At 51.8% G+C, this 23,400-nt stretch carries 23 protein-coding genes; 5 read left to right on the top strand and 18 right to left on the bottom strand.

From position 1 onward, the window contains the following. Positions 1-288 precede the first annotated feature (288 nt). The 5 genes from DL94_RS15335 to DL94_RS0109740 all read right to left on the bottom strand — a co-directional run bounded on the left by DL94_RS15335 (position 289) and on the right by DL94_RS0109740 (position 5,588). Entirely contained in the window at positions 289-3,450 is a 3,162-nt protein-coding gene (locus DL94_RS15335; RefSeq protein ID WP_051586401.1) for a response regulator, read from the bottom strand. A 32-nt stretch (positions 3,451-3,482) separates the two neighbouring features. Beyond that, entirely contained in the window at positions 3,483-4,268 is a 786-nt protein-coding gene (locus DL94_RS0109755; RefSeq protein WP_028129991.1) for a response regulator, read from the bottom strand. A 170-nt stretch (positions 4,269-4,438) separates the two neighbouring features. Beyond that, the gene (locus DL94_RS0109750) at positions 4,439-4,633 is read right to left on the bottom strand and encodes a hypothetical protein (RefSeq protein ID WP_028129990.1); all 195 of its coding nucleotides are present in this window, start codon (positions 4,631-4,633) and stop codon (positions 4,439-4,441) included. Positions 4,634-4,660: 27 nt separating this feature from the next. Beyond that, on the bottom strand, positions 4,661-5,182 hold the full coding sequence (locus DL94_RS0109745; protein WP_028129989.1) for an ImmA/IrrE family metallo-endopeptidase: 522 nt from the start codon (positions 5,180-5,182) through the stop codon (positions 4,661-4,663). A 10-nt stretch (positions 5,183-5,192) separates the two neighbouring features. Beyond that, positions 5,193-5,588, bottom strand: a complete 396-nt coding sequence (locus DL94_RS0109740; RefSeq protein ID WP_028129988.1) for a helix-turn-helix transcriptional regulator — start codon at positions 5,586-5,588, stop codon at positions 5,193-5,195. Between the two features lie 192 nt (positions 5,589-5,780). Here DL94_RS0109740 and DL94_RS0109735 point away from each other — a divergent pair, with 192 nt between their 5' ends. Beyond that, on the top strand, positions 5,781-6,107 hold the full coding sequence (locus DL94_RS0109735) for a hypothetical protein (protein ID WP_028129987.1): 327 nt from the start codon (positions 5,781-5,783) through the stop codon (positions 6,105-6,107). A gap of 22 nt (positions 6,108-6,129) precedes the next feature. Here DL94_RS0109735 and DL94_RS0109730 read toward each other — a convergent pair whose 3' ends face one another. After that, the gene (locus tag DL94_RS0109730) at positions 6,130-6,318 is read right to left on the bottom strand and encodes a DUF951 domain-containing protein (protein WP_028129986.1); all 189 of its coding nucleotides are present in this window, start codon (positions 6,316-6,318) and stop codon (positions 6,130-6,132) included. 30 nt (positions 6,319-6,348) lie between these two features. On the opposite strand from DL94_RS0109730, the gene DL94_RS0109725 reads away from it, so the two are divergent. Further along, complete coding sequence (locus tag DL94_RS0109725) at positions 6,349-7,140, top strand: carbon-nitrogen family hydrolase (protein ID WP_028129985.1); 792 nt, start codon at positions 6,349-6,351, stop codon at positions 7,138-7,140. A 676-nt stretch (positions 7,141-7,816) separates the two neighbouring features. Here DL94_RS0109725 and ychF read toward each other — a convergent pair. From ychF to glpA, 9 genes are all read right to left on the bottom strand, one after another. After that, positions 7,817-8,923 carry a redox-regulated ATPase YchF gene (gene ychF / locus DL94_RS0109720; protein ID WP_028129984.1) on the bottom strand — a complete coding sequence of 369 codons (1,107 nt, stop codon included), beginning with the start codon at positions 8,921-8,923 and terminating at the stop codon, positions 7,817-7,819. 20 nt (positions 8,924-8,943) lie between these two features. Continuing rightward, positions 8,944-9,582: a uracil phosphoribosyltransferase gene (gene upp, locus DL94_RS0109715; RefSeq protein WP_028129983.1), complete on the bottom strand. Its 639-nt coding sequence runs from the start codon at positions 9,580-9,582 to the stop codon at positions 8,944-8,946. Positions 9,583-9,594: 12 nt separating this feature from the next. Beyond that, positions 9,595-10,848, bottom strand: a complete 1,254-nt coding sequence (glyA, locus tag DL94_RS0109710; RefSeq protein WP_028129982.1) for a serine hydroxymethyltransferase — start codon at positions 10,846-10,848, stop codon at positions 9,595-9,597. An 82-nt stretch (positions 10,849-10,930) separates the two neighbouring features. Next, positions 10,931-11,371, bottom strand: coding sequence for a ribose 5-phosphate isomerase B (gene rpiB / locus DL94_RS0109705; protein WP_028129981.1), 441 nt, complete (start codon positions 11,369-11,371; stop codon positions 10,931-10,933). 282 nt (positions 11,372-11,653) lie between these two features. Further along, the gene (locus tag DL94_RS0109700) at positions 11,654-12,391 is read right to left on the bottom strand and encodes an MIP/aquaporin family protein (protein WP_028129980.1); all 738 of its coding nucleotides are present in this window, start codon (positions 12,389-12,391) and stop codon (positions 11,654-11,656) included. 47 nt (positions 12,392-12,438) lie between these two features. After that, complete coding sequence (gene glpK, locus DL94_RS0109695) at positions 12,439-13,941, bottom strand: glycerol kinase GlpK (protein ID WP_028129979.1); 1,503 nt, start codon at positions 13,939-13,941, stop codon at positions 12,439-12,441. A gap of 16 nt (positions 13,942-13,957) precedes the next feature. Further along, on the bottom strand, positions 13,958-15,190 hold the full coding sequence (locus DL94_RS0109690) for an anaerobic glycerol-3-phosphate dehydrogenase subunit C (protein WP_156031781.1): 1,233 nt from the start codon (positions 15,188-15,190) through the stop codon (positions 13,958-13,960). A gap of 16 nt (positions 15,191-15,206) precedes the next feature. After that, on the bottom strand, positions 15,207-16,451 hold the full coding sequence (gene glpB / locus DL94_RS0109685) for an anaerobic glycerol-3-phosphate dehydrogenase subunit GlpB (protein ID WP_028129977.1): 1,245 nt from the start codon (positions 16,449-16,451) through the stop codon (positions 15,207-15,209). Next, a complete protein-coding gene (gene glpA, locus DL94_RS0109680) occupies positions 16,448-18,058 on the bottom strand; it encodes an anaerobic glycerol-3-phosphate dehydrogenase subunit GlpA (protein ID WP_028129976.1) in 1,611 nt (536 codons plus the stop codon). Before glpA ends, glpB begins: the two co-directional genes overlap by 4 nt. Positions 18,059-18,477: 419 nt before the next feature. Here glpA and DL94_RS0109675 point away from each other — a divergent pair, with 419 nt between their 5' ends. The 3 genes from DL94_RS0109675 (at position 18,478) to DL94_RS0109665 (ending at position 19,585) form a co-directional block, all read left to right on the top strand. Continuing rightward, a complete protein-coding gene (locus DL94_RS0109675; RefSeq protein WP_028129975.1) occupies positions 18,478-18,804 on the top strand; it encodes a helix-turn-helix domain-containing protein in 327 nt (108 codons plus the stop codon). A gap of 150 nt (positions 18,805-18,954) precedes the next feature. Next, a complete protein-coding gene (gene rpmF, locus DL94_RS0109670; protein ID WP_014423332.1) occupies positions 18,955-19,134 on the top strand; it encodes a 50S ribosomal protein L32 in 180 nt (59 codons plus the stop codon). Between the two features lie 136 nt (positions 19,135-19,270). Then, entirely contained in the window at positions 19,271-19,585 is a 315-nt protein-coding gene (locus DL94_RS0109665; RefSeq protein WP_028129974.1) for a hypothetical protein, read from the top strand. A 59-nt stretch (positions 19,586-19,644) separates the two neighbouring features. Here DL94_RS0109665 and DL94_RS0109660 read toward each other — a convergent pair whose 3' ends face one another. The 3 genes from DL94_RS0109660 to metG all read right to left on the bottom strand — a co-directional run bounded on the left by DL94_RS0109660 (position 19,645) and on the right by metG (position 23,381). Continuing rightward, positions 19,645-20,460, bottom strand: coding sequence for a G5 and 3D domain-containing protein (locus DL94_RS0109660; RefSeq protein ID WP_028129973.1), 816 nt, complete (start codon positions 20,458-20,460; stop codon positions 19,645-19,647). Positions 20,461-20,653: 193 nt separating this feature from the next. Then, positions 20,654-21,433 (bottom strand): TatD family hydrolase, encoded by a 780-nt coding sequence (locus DL94_RS0109655; protein ID WP_028129972.1) that lies wholly within the window; start codon positions 21,431-21,433, stop codon positions 20,654-20,656. A gap of 1 nt (position 21,434) precedes the next feature. Then, complete coding sequence (metG, locus tag DL94_RS0109650) at positions 21,435-23,381, bottom strand: methionine--tRNA ligase (protein ID WP_028129971.1); 1,947 nt, start codon at positions 23,379-23,381, stop codon at positions 21,435-21,437. Positions 23,382-23,400 lie beyond the last annotated feature (19 nt).

The raw sequence follows: 23,400 nt of genomic DNA, 5'->3' as shown, positions 1-23,400 counted from the left end.
TGCAATCCGCAGCAAAAAAACTTATAATATAGACAAACGGAGACTGGCGAATTCGCACTCGTCGGCACTCCCCATAGTTATTTGAACATTGAAGAAGGTCGCGACTTGGCAAAAGGTCAGCGGCTTTTTTCGTTACCTAAATTACTTTAGGTACATCAAGACAGCTACAATGAATGACATCGTTGCTAAAAATAAAGACAACTTCTCGTACAGGGTCATGTAGCTCACCTCCCGCAGGAGGAACGCCAACTAATTCGTCAGTCTCCGCTTATTATCATACATTTTTTGTCATGTTCTGGCAATACTTAAAAGCTGTTGCAGCTTATCCCATTCGGGAACTGCGGCGGCTTTTTTTATCTGCGCCAGCTTTTCCGCCTCGGCCTCCGGCAGCTGGTAGCCGGACAATTCGCCCAGCATGTATGCCAGACTGTCATCGTCAAAACTCTGCACAATATCGCGCATAGTTTCCCAGGCCTCACTGAGTTCTGCCGGACTGATAGGTGCTTTTTCTGCCGCCTCTTTTTCTGCAGGCATAAGCACGGACAGACTGGAGGCAAAGCTGCGGTAAAGTTCGAGCAGCGGTGCCGTGCCTGTTTCTATCTCGTCACAGTAACAATTATTGCCTGCGTCCTCCAGACGGGCGGCCTTTTCTGACAGCTCTGACGCGCCGATAATCCGGGCGGTACTTTTAAGCGCATGCACCTTGGTGGTGTAATTCTGCCAGTCCCCGGTATCGTAGTAGCGCTGAATTTCCTCCGCATTGCTCATAATGGTCTGGGCAAAGACTTTCAGCGCGTCCATATAAGCCGTCACCGAGCCGCAATGCTCAACGCCCTTGTACGGGTCAAGCCCCACCACATATTCCAGCCAGTCAGGCAGTTTATCCTCTGCGGCCACGGCCAGCTGTCCGGCCGCCCGCACCTTGGCCGATGGCAGCATATCGCGCAGCAGTTTCTCCAATTGATGACTGTCAATAGGTTTCGTCAGATAATCATCAAACCCGGCCGCCATATATTCTTCCCGCGCTCCGCTGACCGCGTTGGCCGTTAGTGCCACCACCGGCGTAGCAGCATTTAAGGCCCCGGCCTGTTTGCTCATGGCCTGCAGCCGCTGCAAGGTCTCTATACCGTCCAGTCCCGGCATGCGATGGTCAAGGAAAATGACATCATAGGCCGTTTCCCCGGCCATTTTCAGACATTCATAACCGCTCATGGCCGTATCTACCTGCATCTGCGTCTGTTTCAGCAGGCCTTTGACCACCGTAAGATTCATAGCCGTATCATCCACCACGAGAATCCTGGCCTCCGGTGCCACAAAACTCTCCTTGTAAGCCGTCTGGGCCGCCATCATGCGTTGGTAGGCCTCCTCATAATTGCCCATGGGCGACCAGTTCAGAACCTCCTGCTCCACAGTATAAGAAAACTCCGAGCCTCCCCCGTAAACGCTGTTCACCTTCAGCTCACTGCCCATCATCGCCAGCAGCTTTTGGGTTATGTTCATGCCGAGGCCTGTGCCCTCAATGGTGCGGTTCCGCTCTTCCTCAATGCGTTCAAAGGCATGAAACAGCTTGTCTATATCTTCCTGCTTAATGCCAATACCCGTATCCTTAACACTCGTGGTCAGGGCAATGCGGTTATCACTTAGTTTTTCATAGGAGAGCCGCAGGGTTACACGCCCTTCGTCCGTATATTTGACCGCATTGGTCAGGATATTTACCGCTATCTGCCGCAGGCGGATTTCATCGCCTTTTAAAATACTGGGCATATCATCAGGGATTTCCACCAGAAACTGCAGTCCCTTCTGTTCGGCCCGCTGGCGAATCATATTCACCAAGTCATTTAAAAGGGAGCTGACCGCATACTCCACAGGAATAATCGCCATCTTGCCAGCCTCTATCTTGGAAAAATCCAAAATGTCATTGACCAGACTCAGCAGGGCCGTACCTGCTGTACGAATGTTCTGGGCGTATTCGCGCGTGTTTTTTTCCTGCGTTTCGCGCAGAATCATTTCGTCCATGCCCAGCACCGCATTTATCGGCGTGCGGATTTCGTGGCTCATACTGGAAAGGAACTGACTCTTGGCCCGGCTGGCCGCCTTGGCGGCGTGAGCCATGGCCAGCAGTTCTTTATTGGAGGCCGCCAGTTCCTGCGTTACAGCGTCCAGGAACGCCGCCATACGGGCTGCCAGCGGAATGACATAATGCTTTTCTTCCGTCAGCATCTCCCCATAGCAATCCGGCAAGGCTTTTACTTCGCCCTCCCTGAATCCCACGCTGACAAGAGCGCTGTTTAAAACACCGCCCTGGCCTTCATAGCAATAGATTTCCGAGGTGCCGTAATTGGCAATCAGCTGCGGAGCAAACCGGCGGTAATAGTTAAGCTCCTTCACAGCCTCTTCCTTTAGGAAAAACGAACGATTGCCGCACAAGGTAAGAACCACCCCATCGGGCGCAAACGGGCACATTTTTTCACTGGCCATATCTGTTTCCTGCAGCATATTGGCCGGCACAGCATAGGTCAGCTGCATTTTTTCACCTTGGTATACGTCACCGCTGAAATAAATACGTCCTTCCTCATCAAAAACAGGCGGCACCCGGGCGATAATACAGCCATTACGCTTTACCGCCAAAGGAAAGGCGCAAATGTTGAAAATAAAATTCTCATCAGGCGTTACCTGCAGATAGTGTTTGTATATATCCGTAGCCGGCATACCATCCAGCTTGGCCACACAAGTATCGCCCACCATTTCCGTGACTTCGAGTTCCTTGCCCACCGGTTTCCAGCCCAGTACATAATCACCGCGCACATGCAGATTTTGACCGCGGAAAACCGCCACCGTGATGCCACTGTGCAAAAACTCCCGCCCCACGACATAATAATAGTCCATCTCCATGTCCTTCGACAGGCAGAAAAGACTTTGCACATCATCAGGCGCCGAAGTCAGGTCTTCCAGTATGCTGACAATCGCCCCACTGATTACACAATGAGGGTTTTCCGCGGCCAGCTCCCTGAGAAATTTAGTAAACTGAGTGCCCTCGCCGACGCAGTACACAAAAGCCGCCTTCACATCCGGCATAGCGCTTATCCGCCGGCCAAAGTTCTGCCCTGCTGTCACGTAATTATCCGGACGGCCATTATACTCCACCAATTCCACCTGTGCCTCTTCCCAGAACATGGCATTTATTTGCACTTTAACCTGTTCCAGTTTATGCACAAAAAGCGTTTCCGCCATCCCGGTAATAACCGCCTGCGGCAGATACTCCCTGACTTCTTCATACAACTGCCTGCCGATTTCCATTTTTATACCGCTGAACACAATATGCAGGTATAAACAACTGACTTTAAGGTTAACGGCCCGCTCCTTTATCTCGGCCAAAACCGGAATTATTTCCGTCAGGATTTCCTGCTGCCGTTCAACAGGCAGACACCGTTCATAATTCTTTTGCAGCATGGTCATTTCCTCCCATGAAAGGCAGCACGACGTTACTGGATATTATTATCGTGGAGTTTCTGGTATTTCTGCTTTTCAAAGAAATCGTCAATGGCCGCAATGAGTTTGGGGCGCTCCATGGATTTTAACAGATACCCGTCCGGTTTCAGTGCCAATACCTTCAGCACGCTTTCCCGGTCGCCCTTGCCCGTGAGGAAAATAACCGGAATGGAGTCCACCTTGGTTTCACTCCTGATCATTTCCAGCACCTGCGGCCCGGAGGTGACCGGCATTTCATAATCGAGCAGAATCAAATCCGGCCGGTTGTCAGCAATATACATCAAAGCCTGCGCGCCAGAAGTCACAATGGTGACACGGTACTTCGTCGACAGCCAGTCCTTGACCATTTTCAGGAAGGTCCCGTCATCATCAACGAGCAGGATATTTTTCCGTCTGGCCAGGTCATCATTAGCTGACAACAGCCATTCCACCTGCGCTGCCAGTTTTTTCATATCAAACGGCCGTTCAAATGCCGCTGCTACGAGCGCCGCTGGGATAGACTTATGCACCGTTTCAATTTCCGTGGCCGTCCCCACCAGCACCAGCAGCTTATCCTCCTCGGTACAAATATCCTTTAGATACACCAAGGCGCCCACAGCCTCGTCCACGTAATCCCCTAAGTACATGACAAATAGTTCCGTTTCCCCTTTGTGATGCTCAATAGCCTCCATATCGGGGTCAACTGCCACCACTTCATAACCGGCGTCAGTAAGATTTTTTTCAATCGTATTCAGCATGAAGGACTTGCCCTTGCGAATCAGTAATATTTTCTTCTTCATCGTTCCTATCCTTCCTTCGTCCCATTTTTAGCCTGCTTAACCTTTCTTATTCGTCAGCAAATTTTTATTTTCCTGCCCTGCCCCAAGATTAAAAAAAGCCCATTGACACTTTTGTCAACGGACTTTTCCTCTTACCCTATATGATATTTCACAAGCCCAAACTCACAAAACTAAGCGGCCAGCCTTTGCTTTTCCAAAGCCTGCTTTCTCTCCGCCCATCTTAAGCGCAGGTGCATTTTCTCCGTTCTCTGCTCATAACGGCGCAGGCGCTGTCCCTGCACAGCAATATAACACGACAGGCAAACTACCAAAAGAATAAGTGCAATATTTAAGATAACCTCAAAATTTATGATAGCATTTAACATATTTCCTGCCTCCCTATAAATAAATCATCATACATGAATCCGGCGAAAGAACTGGCTGTCACTGGCACCACTGGGACGGATATCATAGCCCAGCTTGGCCATTTCCTGCAGCTTTACCAGGGCCAGGTTGATATTACAATTCATTTTTCTGGCCAGCGAAAACTCATCACAGCCTTCTTTTATCTCCGCATATACTTCATCGCTGTCCATCAACAGATGGGCCGCAAAGGCATTAGCCTCATATTCCACCCGGCTGTTCAGCCGAAACAACTCGAACTCATGCAGCTGGGATTCCTTGGCCAGGTCGCGGTGCAGCTGGTCATGACCGATTTCATGCGCCAAAACCATATTCAGCCATATATCATCAAGATTGGAATTAAGAAAAATAAACCGGTTGCGCCACTTGCAAAAATACATACCTAAAAGATTGGTAAAATTATCATTATACAAAACCTTGATATTCAGTTCCCGGGCAATCCTCTGCATATCACGGGAACCGGCCAGCCGTACCAGCTCCTTGGCACGGCTGTGGCACCACTCTGCATTCATTCACTCACCCCTAATCACTGCGCCTATACTTCCTATTTTCCTTTTTTGCGAGCCAGTAAGCCTCCTGTAACGACTGCATAACCGCATCCCTGTCTTCCTCGGTCAGCTCCCCACCGGCAAATAATCCCGATAATTCACTGACCAGGGCCGTCGCCTGTTTCATGCCCTTGGCTCCGTACTTTCGCCCCGCCTGACTGACAAAATCCTCATTTTCCGTGTACAGATAATTGATATCCACCCCGAAAACTTCTGCCAGCTGAGCGTAACGCTCTCTGTACTTGGGATAACGGCCATCATTTTCATAGGAAATATAGGTGCGTCTGGTAACGCCAATGGCCTTGGCCACGGCCTCCTGGCTGAGGCCCTTTTGCCAGCGCAGCTGCCGGATTTTCTCTGCAAACTTCATAGACTCCCAGCTCCTTTGTGAAATCAACTTACACATAAAGTGTAACACATAGTCAAAAATTTGACAAGTCATTTTTGTGACATTTGCAAAATATAATTGAGGCTGGCAAAACTAAAACTTATATTCAAAAAACCATCTCTATGATATACTAGAGATGGTTTTTTATTATTTTTTCAGATAGGAGTTCTTTATATGTCCAAACAATACAAGAAATTGCAAAACAAACTGCATCCGAAGGCAGTAAAACAGGAATCACAGCCCAAGATTGGCCGCGACTACTTCCTGCTGATTATGATTTGTTTTACCTTCGTGATTGCCATGTTTGGCTGGGAGCATTTTGACAATACCAACCGGGCCATGTACCTGCTGCTGACGCTGTCCCTGACCTTGACTTACCTGTATCGTCATGCCAAGGTGTCCGATAATGTCCGGGCTTACCTCAACAGCGCCAGCCTCGGCGCCATGGGTCTGGCCGTAGCCATGTTCCTCATTTCTTTATACTACCAGTTCTTTGGCTGATTAAACCGCCCTTCGGGGCGGTTTACTTTTCTACCTTGCCCCGCACCATTTTTTCAAATTTCGTCCGGGGAATGAGAATGAGATGACCGCAGCCCTGACATTTCAGCCGGAAGTCCATGCCCGTCCGCAGGATTTCCCATTCGTGGCTGCCACAGGGGTGCTGTTTTTTCAGGCGTACGATGTCGCCCAGTTCATACGTTATTTTGTCCATACGCTGTTCCTTTCTACGGGAGGTTGACTTATGAAAGCCGCGATTTTGCAAATGCAGGTTGTTTTGGGAGAGCCGGAGCAGAATATCGCCACCCTCCACCGCCTGGCAGCCCAGGCTATGGAAAATCGTCCCGATGTACTGCTGCTGCCGGAATTATGGCTGCAAGGCTTTTATCCCCAGCCCATTACGGATTACGCCGATGTGGAAGGGGAACAGGTGCAGTCACTTCTCAGCCGGCTTGCCCTGAATTATCAGGTAAACATCGTCGGCGGCACCGTCGCCCGTTCCCACCAGGGGAAGATATTTAATACCTGCTATGTTTTTCAGCGCGACGGGCAGCTGGCAGCCAGCTACGACAAGACGCACCTCTTTACCCCTAGTGACGAACACCGGGCCTTTACGCCCGGCAATAAGCTCGTAACCTTTAATCTCGCCGGCACCAAATGCGGCGTAGCCGTCTGCTATGACCTGCGCTTTCCCGAACTATGCCGCAGTCTGGCCTTGTCGGGTATACAAGTGCTGTTTATCCCAGCCGCCTGGCCGTTAAAACGCCTCCGTCACTGGCAGATACTGCTGCAAGCCCGCGCCATTGAAAACCAAATCTTTATCGCCGCCTGCAACGCCGCCGGCCTTGACGGCAGCCAGCAGCAACTGGCCGGCCACTCCGCTATCATCGACCCGTGGGGCGAAATTCTCACAGAGGCCGCCAGCGAAGAAACCATCCTGTGCTCCCCCCTGGATTTAACCGCCCAGGCCGGCATAAAGAAAGCCCTTAATGTATTCCACGACCGCCGGCCGCAACTATATAATTTTAACATCTAGATAAATTGCCTTTTGACAAGTCAATTCGTGCTAATTTTTTTGATACAGCGCAGTGGGGTGGAGGTGGTAATACTTTTCGCTGTTGCACTGAATGACCCACCAGCAAAAATATGAACTTTTTAGCTGCATGCGCCGGCAAGCAGTCGGCGCGATTGTTCATCTCAGTATCCAGGGACTGTTGTTTGTGGGCCAGTCCTCACTGCGTTCGGACAGTCGTTCCACTGCGAAAAGCATCACCACCTCCGCCCTAAGCCACGTATGTGCAAATTGGTTCTTTCTCGGCGATAAGCCGCAAGTACATCGATGTTCTTGTAACGGGAGCAACGAATTCGTGGCAATTTTATAGATTGCTGCCGGGGGCGAACGGGGGAGTGATTTTTATGCGGGGAGCGACAGCCTGAGCGCAGCGAAGGCCGGCACACTGTGTGGCGCAGCTAAACAACTACGCTGAAAGGAGCGCCGTTGGCCTGCCCGGCGCAGGTAACTGGACAATGATATTTTCCGAGGTGTGTCGTTTAGCGGAGGCAGAAAAATTACTCCCCCGTGAACCCCATGCACGTATGAACGGAATACTTTTAAGAACTCATTTACAAACTGCAGCTTATATAAAAAGACCGTTGGTTCAACGGTCTTTTTTAGTTGTTAAAATTCCTTCAACAACCCATTTTGTATTTGCTTATACATTAAAGCGGAAATTAACCACGTCACCGTCCTGCATGACGTAATCCTTGCCTTCCACACGCACCTGGCCTTTTTCCCGGGCAGCGGCCACACTGCCGTTAGCCACGAGGTCGTCATAATTGACGATTTCCGCGCGGATAAAGCCACGCTCAAAGTCCGTGTGAATCTTGCCAGCGGCCTTCGGAGCCGTGGTGCCCTTGGTGATAGTCCAGGCACGGCATTCGTCAGGGCCGGCGGTCAGGAAAGTCTGCAGTCCCAACAGGTCAAAAGCGGCTTTTATCAAACGGTCCAGACCGCTTTCCGTTTCGCCCAGGTCCTCCAGGAACGCCTTGGCCTCTTCCGGGTCAAGTTCAGCAATTTCCGCCTCCACACGGGCAGAAATAGCCACTACCTCAGCATTTTCGGCCTTGGCAAATTCCTTAACCTTCTGCACATAGGCATTTTCCTCAAAAGCCGTAGCCACCTCATCTTCAGCTACATTAGCCACATAGAGGGTAGGCTTTAAGGTCAGCAGGTTGATGTCCTTAATCATTTCCAGGTCATCAGCGGAAAGTTCCACCTGCCGGGCCGGCTTGCCATTATCGAGGCTCTCTTTAATTCTGCGGAGGATTTCATCCTCTACCTTGGCCTCCTTATTGCCGGATTTGGCGATTTTGGCCAGGCGCATAATGCGCTTTTCCACCACTTCGAGGTCAGCCAGGCACAATTCCGTCTGAATGATGTCGATATCACGGAGAGGGTCAACGCCGCCTTCCACATGGGTGATATTGGCATCTTCAAAGCAGCGCACCACATGTGCCACTGCGTCCACCTGACGAATGTGTTCCAGGAACTTGTTGCCCAGGCCTTCGCCATTGGCAGCGCCCTTAACCAGGCCGGCAATGTCCACAAAACGGACAGACGCCGGCGTGGTTTTCTTGGAATCATACATCTCATGCAGGACATTCAAGCGTTCATCAGGAACAGCTACCACGCCCACATTAGGTTCAATGGTGCAGAACGGGAAATTGGCCGCCTCTGCTCCGGCCTTAGTGATGGCATTAAAGAGGGTGCTCTTGCCCACGTTGGGCAGGCCCACAATACCTACTTCTAAATTACTCAAAATTACTTTCCACCTTTTTATTACAGTGTGCCGAAAATTCTATCGCCTGCGTCACCGAGGCCCGGCACAATATAGCCCTTTTCGTTGAGCTTTTCATCAATAGCGGCCACATAAACAGGCACATCCGGATGAGCCTCGTTAATGGCCTTAATCCCCTCCGGTGCAGCCACCAGACACATGAGCGTCAGGCTGGTCGCGCCCTTTTCTTTCAGCAGGGAGAGAGCTGCTGCTGCACTGCCGCCGGTTGCCAGCATGGGGTCAACCACAATCAGCGTACGTTCGGCCACGTCACCTGGCAGCTTGCAGTAGTATTCCACCGGTTTCAGCGTCTTGGGGTCACGGTACATGCCCACATGACCTACACGGGCAGCCGGAATCATGTTGACTACGCCGTTCAGCATGCCCAGGCCGGCACGCAGAATGGGAATTACGCCCACTTTTTTGCCGGACAGCACATTAGCCTTGCACTTAGCTACAGGCGTTTCAATTTCAATCTCCTTCAACGGGAAATCACGCGTGATTTCATAGGTCATGAGCATGGCAATTTCTTCCAACAGCTCACGGAAATCCTTCGTGCCCGTGTCCTTCTGGCGCATCATCGTGAGTTTATGCTGAATTAAGGGATGGTCAATCAAATTTACATTAAGCTTATCAGACATTTTCTTTCTCCTTTACATCTCTGCATAAAGCGGATACTTTTTGCACAAAGCAGCTACACGCTGGCGTGCCTCTGCTTTCTTTTCCTCATTTTCCACATCGCTGAGAACAAGCGCGATGATTTTGCCGACTTCCTGCAAGTCAGCCTCTTTAAAGCCGCGCGTAGTGAGGGCCGGCGTACCCAGGCGCAGACCGCTGGTCACGAAAGGTGACAGCGGCTCAAAGGGAATCGTGTTGCGGTTGGCGGTAATATTTACCTCATCCAGCACCGTCTGGGCAATTTTGCCGGTGATACCCTTATTGGTCAAATCCACCAGCATCAGGTGATTGTCCGTACCGCCGGACACAATGCGGAACCCCTCCTCCTGCAAAGTTTTCGCGAGAACTGCCGCATTTTTTACCACCTGACGGGCGTATTCCTTGAATTCCGGCTGCAAAGCCTCACCCAAAGCCACGGCCTTGGCCGCAATAACGTGCATCAGGGGGCCGCCCTGAATCCCCGGGAATACCGCCTTGTTGAACTGCTTGCCAAATTCGGCATCACGGCACAGAATCAGGCCGCCGCGCGGGCCGCGCAAGGTCTTATGTGTAGTAGTGGTCACCACATCCGCATAAGGAATGGGGCTCGGGTGCTCACCGGCGGCTACCAGCCCGGCAATATGGGCAATATCCACCATCAGGTATGCCCCGACGCCATGCGCAATTTCCGCCAGCCGCGGGAAATCCAACGTACGGGCATAAGCCGAGGCCCCGGCCACAATGAGTTTCGGTTTGCATTCCTGCGCCTGCTTAGCCAGAGCGTCATAGTCAATGGTTTCCGTTTCCTTATCCACACCGTAAGGCACGATGTTAAAATACTTGCCGGACATATTGACCGGGGAACCATGCGTCAAGTGGCCGCCATCGTTGAGGTTCATGCCCATCACCGTGTCACCAGGCGAGAGCAGGGCAAAGAACACCGCCATATTGGCCTGTGCGCCGGAATGAGGCTGGACGTTGGCGTATTCTGCGCCAAACAATTTCTTGGCCCGGTCAATGGCCAGCTGTTCCACGACATCTACAAACTCGCAGCCGCCATAATAGCGTTTGCCAGGATAACCTTCGGCGTACTTGTTGGTCAGCACACTCCCCTGTGCAGCCAAAACCGCCGGGCTGACAATGTTTTCCGAGGCGATAAGTTCCAGTTTGCCGCGCTGGCGATTCAGCTCGTTATCCAGCTCTTTTGCTACTTCGGGGTCAGACTGTTTCAGTACTTCCATAAGATTCATGCAGATGCCTCCTTCGAGCCTCACAGGACTCAATTCAGAAAATAAACCTACTTACTCACTACCTAACTTTGCCTTGCTATTTTTATTTTTCCAGTGCCATGATTTTATTTACCCGGCGCTCATGACGGCCGCCTTCAAAATTCGTTTCCACGAATGCCCGGACGATTTCCCCGGCAGGGCCAAAGCCCGTAACCCGGCCGCCCATAGCCAGTACGTTGGCATTGTTGTGCTGACGGCACATCTTGGCCGAATACACATCATTGCACAGCGCACAGCGGATACCCTTAATCTTGTTGCTGGCAATGGAAATGCCAATGCCAGTGCCACAGAGTACGATGCCTCTGTCAGCCTTGCCTGCCACTACATCACCGCAAACCTTTTCCGCAATGTCAGGATAATCAACCGATTCAGTCCCAAAGGTGCCGACATCAGTTACTTCGATGTCCCCGTATTCCTTGAGTACCATCTTCACTTCTTCCTTGAGCTGTACAGCACCATGGTCGCTGCCAATAGTAATTTTCATCAGCAATACCGCCTTTCTTACATACTATTGTACATTTTAGCACAACCAGAAGAAAAAGCATACCAAAAATTGATATGCTCATAACTTCTAAATGTGAAATTTTTCGTATAACGAGGCAAGAAAATGTCTCCCACCTCAGCAGGTGGGGGCACGAATACCAAAACAGGCGGCGAGCATATCTCCCGCCTCGTTGCGAAGCGAAGCTAGTCCTTTAGGGAAACGCCAAGAGGAAGTTTTGCCTATGGCAAAACTGGAACAACGGCGTTATAAAACGCGGCGATCTTAAAGCACGCCGCAGCACGCAGCCACAAGATAGGCTGCCAGCGCACCGCAGAGCGGCGCAGCAACCGGAATTAATGCATAGCCCCAGTCAGAGCTGCCCTTGCCGGCAATCGGCAGAATGGCATGCGCCAGGCGCGGCCCCAGGTCGCGGGCCGGGTTTATAGCGTAGCCGGTAGGGCCGCCCAGGGATAGTCCCAGGGCCCAGATAAGGACACCGACAATGTACGGCCCATAGCCCGGAACGAGATTGCCGACAGGCTGGGAAAATATCATCCAGATGATGAACATCAGGAAAAACGTGGCGATAGCCTCACAGAGGAAATTGGCCCAGGTATTGCGGATAGCCGGAGCTGTAGCAAACACGCCGAGTTTTACGGCCGGGTCTTTCGTTGCCTGCCAGTGTGGCAGATAAGCCAGCCATACGACAGCCGCGCCGGCCATAGCCCCCAGCAGCTGCACCAGCGCTGTAGTTATAAACTGGGAAAAACTATATATGCCGGCCAGCATTTTCGCCAGAGTTACAGCCGGATTTAAATCGCCCTGCGGCGCCCCCAGCGTTGTTGCCGTAAACACGCCCAGGGTAACGGCAAAGCCCCAGCCGGCGGCTATACAAATCCAGCCGCCGCCCTGTCCCTTGGATTTAGTCAGTGACATATTGGCGCAAACACCACAGCCAAAAACAATCAGGACAAGCGTGCCCATAAACTCGCCCAGCAAGTTTTCCGAACCTGTTACCATTATATTCCTTCTTTCTGCCCAATGCTTATACAGCCGGCGGCAGGCAGTTATTCCTCGTCGTCCAGCCAGTGCATGGAATGTTTAACAGCCTTACGCCAGCCTTTGTAGAGGCGGTCGGCCTCCGTCTTTGCCATGTGCGGCTCAAAACGGTAATCAAGTTTCCAGCTGTTCCGGAGTTCTTCCTTACTCGTCCAGACGCCCACAGCCAGGCCGGCCAGATAGGCCGCGCCCAGGGCTGTGGTTTCCGTAATCTGCGGCCGGTCAACGGGCACGTCTAAAATATCCGCCTGAAACTGCATGAGCAGGTTATTGGACACCGCACCGCCATCGACTTTAAGCGCCGAGAGTTTCTCGCCGGAATCTGCCTCCATTGCCTCGAGCACATCACGCGTCTGATAAGCCAGGGACTCCAGCGTTGCCCGCACGATATGCGCCTTGGTCGTCCCCCGGGTAATACCGAGGATAGCGCCCCGGGCGTTCATATCCCAGTACGGTGCTCCCAGCCCGACAAACGCCGGCACTACATAAACGCCGCCGTTGTCCTCGACTTTCTTGGCCAGCCACTCGCAGTCCGGCGCCGAATCAACCATCCGGACACCGTCACGCAGCCACTGAATCGCAGAACCGGCCACAAAGATTGAACCTTCCAGCGCGTATTCCACCTGGCCATCAAGCCCCCAGGCGATAGTCGTCACAAGGCCGTTCTTAGATTTGTGAATTTCCGTCCCCGTGTTCATTAGCATAAAACAGCCTGTACCATAGGTATTCTTGGCCATGCCCGGCGCAAAGCAGTTCTGCCCAAAGAGTGCCGCCTGCTGGTCGCCGGCAGCCCCGGCCACAGGAATCGACGCCCCCAGTATGGACGGAACTGTCTCCCCATAGATACAGGAGGACGGTTTAACTTCCGGCAGCATAGACTTCGGAATATCAAGATACCCGAGCAGCGCGTCGTCCCATTTAAGTTCATTGATATTGTAGAGCATGGTACGGCTGGCATTGGAATAGTCCGTCACATGCGCCTTGCCGCCCGTGAGTTTCCATATCAGCCAGGTATCCACGGTACCAAACAGCAGGTCGCCCTGGGCCGCTTTTTCCCGGGCCCCTTCGACATTATCGAGAATCCATTTGATTTTCGTTGCCGAAAAATAGGCGTCAATCATCAGGCCGGTCTTGTCTTTAACCTCATCAACCAGCCCCTGTTTCTTCATGTCCTCAGCAATAGACGCCGTCTGGCGCGACTGCCAGACGATGGCATTGTACACCGGACGCCCCGTGTTTTTGTCCCAGACCACCGCCGTTTCGCGCTGGTTGGTGATACCAATAGCCGCGATATCACTGGCCACCAGGCCGCACTGCTCCAGTGCCTCCTTCATGACCATGAGCATACTGCTCCAGATTTCATCTGCGTCATGCTCCACCCAGCCCGGCTTGGGGAAATACTGCGTAAATTCCTTCTGTGAAACACCGACAATGCTGGAATGTTTGTCAAAAACAATCGCCCGGTTGCTAGTCGTTCCTGCGTCTAAAGCCAGTACATAGTTTTTTGCCATTATGAACCTCTCTCTCTTACAGGCCATACGCCTTGGCTAATATCTGCACGGGATGGCAGGTTTTCGCCTGCGTGCCATGCTGAATCTGCAGCCGGCAGGTGCCGCAGTCACAGATAACCTCGTCACTATCCGCGTCCTTAATACGGTTAAACAGCTTTTCCCCAATCTTCATGGAAATTGCGTACTTGTCGCCCTTAAAGCCATAATTGCCGCTCATGCCGCAGCAGCCGGCGTCCGCCTGTTCCACGGCAATCCCGGGTACATGTGCCAGAATTCTGGCTGCCGGTACGCCCAGGCCCTGACTTTTCAGATGGCAGGGAACGTGATAGAGCAGTTTTTCCTCCACCGGCTGGAAATCTGTATTGAGTTCGTCCTTTTCCGCCAGAATCTCTAAAAATTCAAAGGCATCATAAACATTGCGGCCGGCAGCCTGCATTTTACTGTCGTCAAACAGCTCGTGATACTCCTGTTTCAGCATCAGGGAGCAGCTGGCACAGCAGGCCACCACCGGAATACCCTGTGCCTGCCATTTCATAATATGCGCCACATTGTTGTCTGCATGTTCATGCGCCTCTGCCAGATAACCCATAAACACCAGCGGCGAACCACAGCAGTTGAATTCTTCGTCCACCAGCACCTCATAGCCGTTGGCATTCATCACCTTGACAAAAGCTACGCCCACCTGCGGGTCATTGTCATTGATAAAACAGCCCGGAAAGAACACAACCTTTTTTTCGCTCCGGGGCTGTCGGATATCTTTAAACAGCTGCAAAAAACTCTTGGGAGCATACGGCGGTATGCTGCGTTCACCGGCCATACCCAGTGCCCCAAATACGCCCATGGCCTTGCCGATACGCATACCCAGATTGGCAATTGCCGGCCCGCCGGGCAGCATACGCACCCGTTTGGCCATACGCTCCCCATGCGCCAGCATATCATCGCAATGCGAATGCGCATGAGTTTCGTAGTACTTGGCCCGTTGGAGCATATTCAGCGTGGATACGGCTACCCCGGACGGGCAGGCACGCTCACAGCTCTTGCAGTTCGAACAAAAATCCAGACATTCTTCTATATCGTCCTGTGAAAACTGCATACGTCTATGGGCAGGGCCGACCATTTTCGGGCCCAGATATTTTTTCTCCGCCTCCATCACGGGGCAGCTCGACATACAGGACGTACAGGACAGGCAATGGTCAGCAGTGAACAGCGCCGCCTCCATTTCCTCGATTTTCTTTGTAACTTCGCTCATCGCCTATCTCCCTTCCTCACAACATTGCGGCTTTATAGGCCGAGGCCAGTGCCACACCGTTGCCGGAATGTTCAAAGCAAAAATCATAACCGCCCAGATTTCTGCCTGCCACATACACATTTTCGTAAACGAGCCGGTTATCCGCATCTACCGGGCGCAGGGAGCTGTCCGTCCGCACACCGGTCTTGGCAAAGCCTTGCGCCTTGTCGCCAAACAGTTCCTCATTGCTCCAGTTTTCTTCCTCGGCCTCGCTATATACCGGCAGGTCAAAAACAGTTTCCTGCGGCTTGTCAAATTCCCTTACCGTAATGCCGCCGCTGTACAGGCCACCGGTAGCCAGAATGAATTTATCCGCATAATATGTCTTTTCCCGAATGGACGCCTTGGCCACAACACCTTTTACCCTTTGGCCATCGCTGACCGCCCGGAGGACTTTGGTATTCTCCACAATTTCCACATTCAGGTCCTTCAATGCCTGTTTCAACATTTTCTGCAGGCGCAGGCCGTTGACCGACGGCGGCAGGCAGGTGGTTTCCAGCAATTCTGCCCCCAGCAGTTCGTGGAGGGCAGCGGCACATTCCTGCCCTCTGGTGCCCAGAATCTGCGGCACGATAAATACCGTGCTGTCTGACTTAACATAGGGCTTTAACTGCCGGACAAGCGAGTTTCTGCCGTCCTCTGTATCAAGCCAGCGTGCTACGTCAAGTGTCGTTATATCACGTCCGCCCTGCAGGGGCGTTTCCACCTCTACTACCGGGAACTCCGTCCTGCCGTCCAGCGAGCGGCGCAGGTTCTCCTGCAGGATATTGCCATAAAAATCTTTCAGCCCTTTTATCCCGACAATGACAATCTGTTCCTCGCCATGCAGGCTGGTACCGTCCAGACAGCGTGGTGCCAGGCAGGTGGGTTTCAACGTGCCCACAGCCGTGGGCACCAGCAACTGATGGTCCAGCGAACCATGGTACGGAAAACCGTAATCACGGGTAAAATCCAGGAAAAACTCCACGGCTTTTTCCACATTGGCCACGCCGATTTTCTGATAGGGGTGTTCCTGCGGCAGGCTGGCCATAGCCTCCCGGGGGCACTCTACATAATTGTGATTTTCGTCATAACCCAATATGTCAATGACACCGCTGTTCAGGGTAAGCGAACCGGCCCCGGCGGTGAGCAGCATTACCTGCTGGCGCTGATTGGCGCTGACCAAAGCGGCCATCAGGCCGGCCAGGCCGCTGCCAATCACGATTGTATCCGCATGTTTCATTCCTTTTTGCCTCCATTCACATGAAAGGACAGTTCATACAGGGCGCGCGTCATTTCCGTTTCCCGCAGGGTACGCCCCAGCAGTACAGGGCGAACGCCCTTCCAGCGCCCCTGTAAAAATTCCTTCATGCGCGTCAGCGTCTCAGCTGCGCCCTCGTGTTTGCCGTACTTGGCAAACAGGCCCGCGCTGCGCAGGGCACAGAAATTCCCCTGACAGGTGCCCATCCCCACACGCGTACGCCGACGAATATCATTTATATAGTAGCAGGTATCTTCCTGCGCAATTTCCTCAAATTCAGCCAGAGTTACATTTTCACATTCACAAACCAGCTCACGCTTTTCCGGCTCGTCTTGCAGACGCTTTACCACCCGGGCAAAGCGCTCCGGGCCCAGGCGGGCAGCTGCCAGATTTGTACCATAGGCCGGGAAGTATTGGCGGGCTGCTTTTTTAGTTTCTTCGCTGACTTCCGGTACCAGCGGTTCCTCGGCGGTACGGCATTTTTCTGTATTGCCGAGCTTGGCACAAACCTGGTCCGCCATCTTTTCCGCCATAAGCCTGTAGGTGGTAAACTTACCGCCCACAATCGTGAACATGCCCTTAAGGCCTTCCTCTTCATGGTCCACAATGGCAAAGCCGCGCGACGCCCCACGACCGGACTCGCCCCCGGGTGGTATATACAGCGGCCGTGAGCCGGCAAACGCCCGGAGCAGGCGGTAATCACGCAAATGCTCAAAGGTCTTTTCCCCAATGGCGAGCAGATTTTCCACTTCCGCCCGGGAAGTGCTGGTATCTTCGGGGTCAGGAATACTCATCGACGAGGTACCTAATATCGTAATGGAACCATGCGGTACGAAGATATCACCATCCGAGGATTTGTGCAGGCGGTTTACAACATGATTCGTAATGCGCTGGTTAAACGCGAGCAGCGTCCCCTTATCCGGCTGTACGCCTACCTGCAGTCCGGCCAGAGCTGCGACCTTGCCAGCCCAGCCGCCGGCAGCGTTAATCACGATTTCACATTCGATATTTTCCTCAGCACCCGTTACGGTATTTCGTATTTTTACACCATTAACCGCCCCGTTGGCCTGTTCGATACTGAGAACTTCCCAATATGTCAGGCACCGGCCGCCATAGCGCTTGGCAGACTCGACATTCTGCCAGGACATACGGAAACCATCTATCGCCGCGTCCGGCACCAGATAAGCCGACTGCACCTTCCGCGTAAGCAGCGGTTCAAGCCGGAAAGCCTCTTCCCGGGTAATCGGCACAGCCTCGATTCCACTCGCCGCACAGCCTTTTACCCAGGCCTCTTCATAAGCCGGGTCATCAATATCAAGGCGCACAAACATGCCGCCGGTCGTCTCCACGCAGGACTTGCCAATTTTGCGCAGAATCTGATTTTCGATAATACACTCCCTGGCAGCCTCCCCGTCCTTTACCGCATACCGGCCGCCACTATGCAGCAGCCCATGATACCGGGAGCTGGCACCATTTACCAGGTCGCCTTTTTCTACGAGCAGCGTGTCGACACCGCGCATGGAAAGGTCGCGCAGAATACCTACGCCTGTGGCTCCGCCGCCAATAATGACGACCGTCGCTTTTTCCATTACACTCCATCCTCTCCGGAACAATACACTTATCTATAATCACCAATTATGTTACGATTAAAATTTAACGATATTTCGTTTTTCATGAGTATCTTACAACATAGTTCCCTGTTAGTCAATACGAACTATGATTTAACTTTATTGTAGTCTCTATCCTTTATTATTATAATATATTCTTCACTGTTATACCACGTACTTTCCTTTTTTTCTCCCTCCCTGTATAATACTATAACGAGGCAAGAAAATGTCCCCCACCTCAGCAGGTGGGGGCACGAATACCAAAACAGGCGGCGAGCATATTTCCCTCCTCGTTGCGAAGCGAAGCTAGTCCTTTAGGGAAACGCCGTTGTTCCAGTTTTGCCTATGGCAAAACTGGAACAACGGCGTTATAATAAATATGAAACAAGGAGACCGTCCTCATGAATAGAGAAGATTATATCAGAGCCCTGATAAAATCCCAGGGCTATACAATGAAGAATTTTGCCCGGCTTATCAATATGCCGTATACTACATTGCTGTCCATTCTGAACGGCTCCATCGGCGGTGCTGCCATGGACAACGTGCAAAAAATATGCGGTGCCCTGCATATCCGCATTGAAGACCTGAACAATCTGGCTGCCCAGGCACCTGCCCAGCCAGCAGCTCCCCCCAGTCCCTCCGCTATTGACCCCCAGCTCCTTAAGCTGATTGCAGAGCTGTCCCCGGAAAAACAGCTCGCCCTCAAACTTCTTTTATCGGCAAAATAAAAAAAACTTGCATTAACGGCGAAAAAACGCTATTATATTAACATGTGTCAATGCACATATAAGATTGTGTAATGAATCCATTCAGCATCAACCCAACGTGTATGGATTTCACTAAACAGTAAGTCGGATTGTTCCGGAGGTGAACCAACAATGGCAGTACCAAAGAGAAAAATGTCCAAGGCCCGCCGTGACCAGCGTCGTGCTAATTGGAAACTGGAGGCTCCCGGTTTTGTAGCCTGCCCGCAGTGCCACGAACCGAAGATGCCCCATCATGTATGCCCTGAATGTGGCTACTATGATGGCAAAGAAGTAGTTGCAGCAGCTGAATAAGCTCTCGCCTAAGAGGCCCGGATAATCATCATGATTACCCGGGCCTTTCTTGTAAAAATATACCGGCCGGCAGCAGGAATTCCCCGCCGCTTTAGCGAATAGAATTAAAACACAGCTAACAAAAGGAGGGACTCCCATGGAAAAGCAGATTGCCGTCTGGCTCCTCCAGCGCGGCTACGCCGAAGACTTAGAACAGGGTATTCGCTTTGCTGAGTCACTGGCTAAGGACGAGTGCAGCGAGGAAATGTTAGACACCCTCGGACATAATATTGACGTATTTATGACCGTCGGCGGCCCCGTAACCGCTGAAAACCTCATGCCCTTTATGCAGGAAAAATACGCCATGGCCAGCAAGCTCATCAAATTCTGGTCAGAAAATCCCAAAGACACCAACGCAATTTTCTTCTTTAATGAATGCCGCAAACATGGCGTTGAACCCGAATTACCATAATGAACTAAAAAAGCACGTGCCTGGCAGATAATCTGCTCAGCACGTGCTTTTTTGTTGTCTTATGACAGCACGTAAACCTCGATGTCCCGACGGCCGAAGTTCATGCATTCGCCGTAAGTTTCCATACACAGGTCTACTTTCTGACCGCGGATTGCTCCGCCGGTGTCAGCTGCAATAGCCACCCCATAGCCCGGGATATATACCTTGGAGCCTAAGGGAATGACATTGGGGTCAACGGCAACCACGCCACGCTGGGCAGGAATTCCCGTGGCAGTAGTGCCTGTAGCACTGCCATCAGTGGGCAGGTAAGCCGTTGCTTCCATGGTATAAACGGCGCTGTAGTTTAACACACCCTGCTCCGTCTCAACCTTGGGTCTCATTTGCTCTTCACGCATACGCTGCAGTGCCGCGAGTTTTTTTGCACTGTCAGTTACTACTATATCTAGGTTTTCCTGAATTTTCGCATCCAGTCCCAGAGGCGTTTCCACGTCCTCCAGATTATAGCCCAACTCGATAAGGGCGTCACCTACGGTCTGCTTGCTTGTCATAACAGCTTTCTGCTGTCCGTTGTACGATACGGTAATCGGAACCGCACGATATACCGTGATTTTCGTGTTCTTGCCATCTTTTTCCAGATGGTACTCGTCGTTGGCTCTAAGTTTCACGCCAGCCAAACCCAAAACAAAAGCGGGGTTTGTATGATTAGTATTCGTCTTAATCGTTTTTCCATCTACGATGATGGATACCTGATGCCAGTCTTCCGGTAACGAGGTTGTGGTAAAACCCGTTGATATAAGCATCATCGCTGTGAGCATCACGCACAGCATGACTTTACGTTCTTTATGGTTGAAAATAAATAGCTTCGTTAAACTCATTAAAAGCCCCCTTTAAATCTTGGTGAAGAACTTGTGGTAGTATACCATGAGCTTTAACCCCTTGTCAAATTCAACGTATATATTCTCCCACATCATGCTGAAAACAAGCTGAAAAATGGGAATAAAAAAGCGGTGAACCCTGTTTTTTGCACAGTGTTCACCACTTCCGCCTAAAAAGCGTCATTTTCTGTGATTAGAGGCCGTATAATTCTACCCCGTTGCATGAGGTCTGTTTAGCCACCGTTTCTACAGAAATCCCCTTGATTTCGGCGACTTTCTCCGCCACATAACGGACAAAAGCCGGTTCATTTTGTTTGCCGCGCATGGGTACCGGTGCCAAATATGGGGCATCAGTTTCCACTAAAATGCGCTCTAAAGGAAATTTTTCCACTATCTCCGGCAGTTTGGCCGCGTTCTTATAAGTCAGCGGTCCGTCAACGCCGATATACCAGTCCATTTTATAAAGCTCCTGCGCCATTTCCCAGCTGCCGGAAAAGCAGTGCATGACACCGCGCAGGCCGCGCCCTTCCTTTTTCAGGATAGCCATGGTATCACCATGCGCCTCACGGTCATGTATGCAGACAGGCAAATGCAGCTGCCGGGCTAAATCCAGCTGATGGATAAACATGCGCCGTTGCAGGGCGCGCTTGTCTGCGTCTTTTTCCCAGTAGTAGTCCAGACCGATTTCACCGATAGCCACTACCCGGGGCTGCTCTGTCCAGGCCGCCAGCTGGTCGTCATCAGCAGCGCCCAGCTCGTAGATTTCTTCGGGGTGTATACCTACGCCGGCATACACGCCCGCATGCGCTGCTGCGAGCTCCACGGCCTTCTGCGATGAGGCCAGGGTGTCACCCATATTGATAATCCTGGTGACACCAGCCTGTCTGGCCCGCTCGATAACCTCATTTTCCTTACCGGCAAACTTGCCATCATTGAGATGGGTGTGGGTATCTATCAGCTCGTAGTCAGCCATTTTAGCGCACCACCGAGCCTACAGGCATATCCACGGACAACACCTTCAGGTCGTCGCCCTGGGACGCAGCCAGCACCATACCATGGGACACAATGCCGCGAATCTTGGCCGGTTTCAGATTGATGACCATGACCACATTTTTGCCGATAAGGTCAGCCGGGTCATAATGCTTGGCAATGCCTGATACGATTTCACGCTGTTCATCGCCTAAATCCACCTTGAGTTTCAGAAGTTTTTCCGTTTTGGGTACCGGTTCAGCCGCCAATACCTTCACCACGCGCAGCTGCACCTTGGCAAAATCATCAATGGAGATTTCGCCATTTTCTGCCGGCTGTTCTTTGGCTTTCTTTTCCTTATTTTCCTTTGGCTGCTTAGCCGGCTTTTCCTTGGCCGGAGCCTCATCCTTTTCCACTTCGATACGGGGGAAGAGCTGTTCCGGCGTGCCAACCTTGTGACCGCCGGCAATGCCGCCCCAAGCCTTGATATCGTCAAGCTGCACATCGGCAAACTTGCCCGGCAGGTTCAGCTGCTGCCAAATGCGTTCTGCCGTGACCGGCATGAACGGGCTGATAAGCACGCTTATATGACGCAGGGATTCGGCCAGATTGTACATGACATTGGCCAGTTCCTGTTTCTTCGTTTCGTCCTTGGCCAAAGCCCAGGGAGCCGTTTCATCAATGTATTTATTGGCGCGGCTGATGAAGGCCCAAACCTTCTTAATGGACAGGGACAGTTCCATTTTATCCATGTTTTCTGCAAAGAAAGCAACTGTTTCCGCAGCATCGGCCTTGAGGCTCTTGTCGATTTCGCTTTCGCCCTGCGGTGCGAGCAGCACACCGTCCTGGAACTTGCCCACCATGTTGAGGGTACGGTGCAGCAGGTTGCCCAGGTCGTTGGCCAGGTCGCTGTTAATACGCTGAATGAGGGCGTCACGGGAGAAGTTGCCGTCCTGACCGAGATTGATTTCACGGAGCAGGAAATAGCGGATAGCGTCGGCACCAAATTCATCAATAAGGCCGATGGGGTCAACCACATTGCCCTTGGACTTGCTCATCTTGTCGCCGTCCACAATCAGCCAGCCATGGCCGTAAACCTTTTTCGGCAGCGGCAGGTCAAGCGCCATGAGAATGCAGGGCCAGATAATAGTGTGGAAACGGACGATTTCCTTACCCACGAGGTGCAGATTAGCCGGCCAGAACTTCTGGAATTTTTCCTGGTCGTCCAAAAAGCCAATCGGCGTCAGGTAGTTGGTCAGGGCGTCAAACCATACGTAAATGACATGCTTTTCATCAATGGGTACAGGAATACCCCAGTCGAAGGAAGTACGGGAAATGCACAAATCTTCGAGGCCCTGCTTGATGAAGTTAATCATTTCATTGCGGCGGGAAACCGGCTGAATGAAATCAGGATGTTCTTCGATATAGGAGAGAATCTTATCCTGATAGTTGCTCATCTTGAAGAAGTAAGCCTCTTCGGCCACTTCCTGTACAGGACGGCCGCAGTCCGGGCAGCAGCCGTTTTCATCGAGCTGATGTTCCGTCCAGTAGCTTTCACAAGGCGTGCAGTAGAGGCCCTTATAGGAACCTTTGTAAATGTCGCCCTTCTCGTAAATGCGGCGGAAAATTTCCTGCACTACTTTTTCATGACGTTTTTCCGTGGTGCGGATAAAATCATCATTGCTGATATCGAGTTTCTTCCAGAGATTCTGGAAACCGGCCACGATTTTGTCCGTGTATTCGATAGGTTTAATGCCGGCCTCTTCGGCTTTCTGCTGAATCTTCTGGCCGTGTTCGTCAGAACCGGTCAAAAAGAATACTTCATCACCGGCCAGACGATGGAAACGGGCAATAGCGTCAGCAATGGTCGTGCAGTAAGCATGGCCGATATGCAGTTTGGCACTGGGATAGTAAATCGGGGTTGTGATATAAAAAGGTTTCTTGGCTGTCATTTATAAATTCCTCCTGTAA

The organism is Selenomonas sp. AE3005, assembly GCF_000686945.1.
In the GTDB taxonomy this organism is placed as follows: domain Bacteria; phylum Bacillota; class Negativicutes; order Selenomonadales; family Selenomonadaceae; genus Selenomonas_A.
The sequence above is the reverse complement of the archived record's forward strand: the minus strand, read 5'-3'. Positions and strand labels throughout refer to the sequence as shown.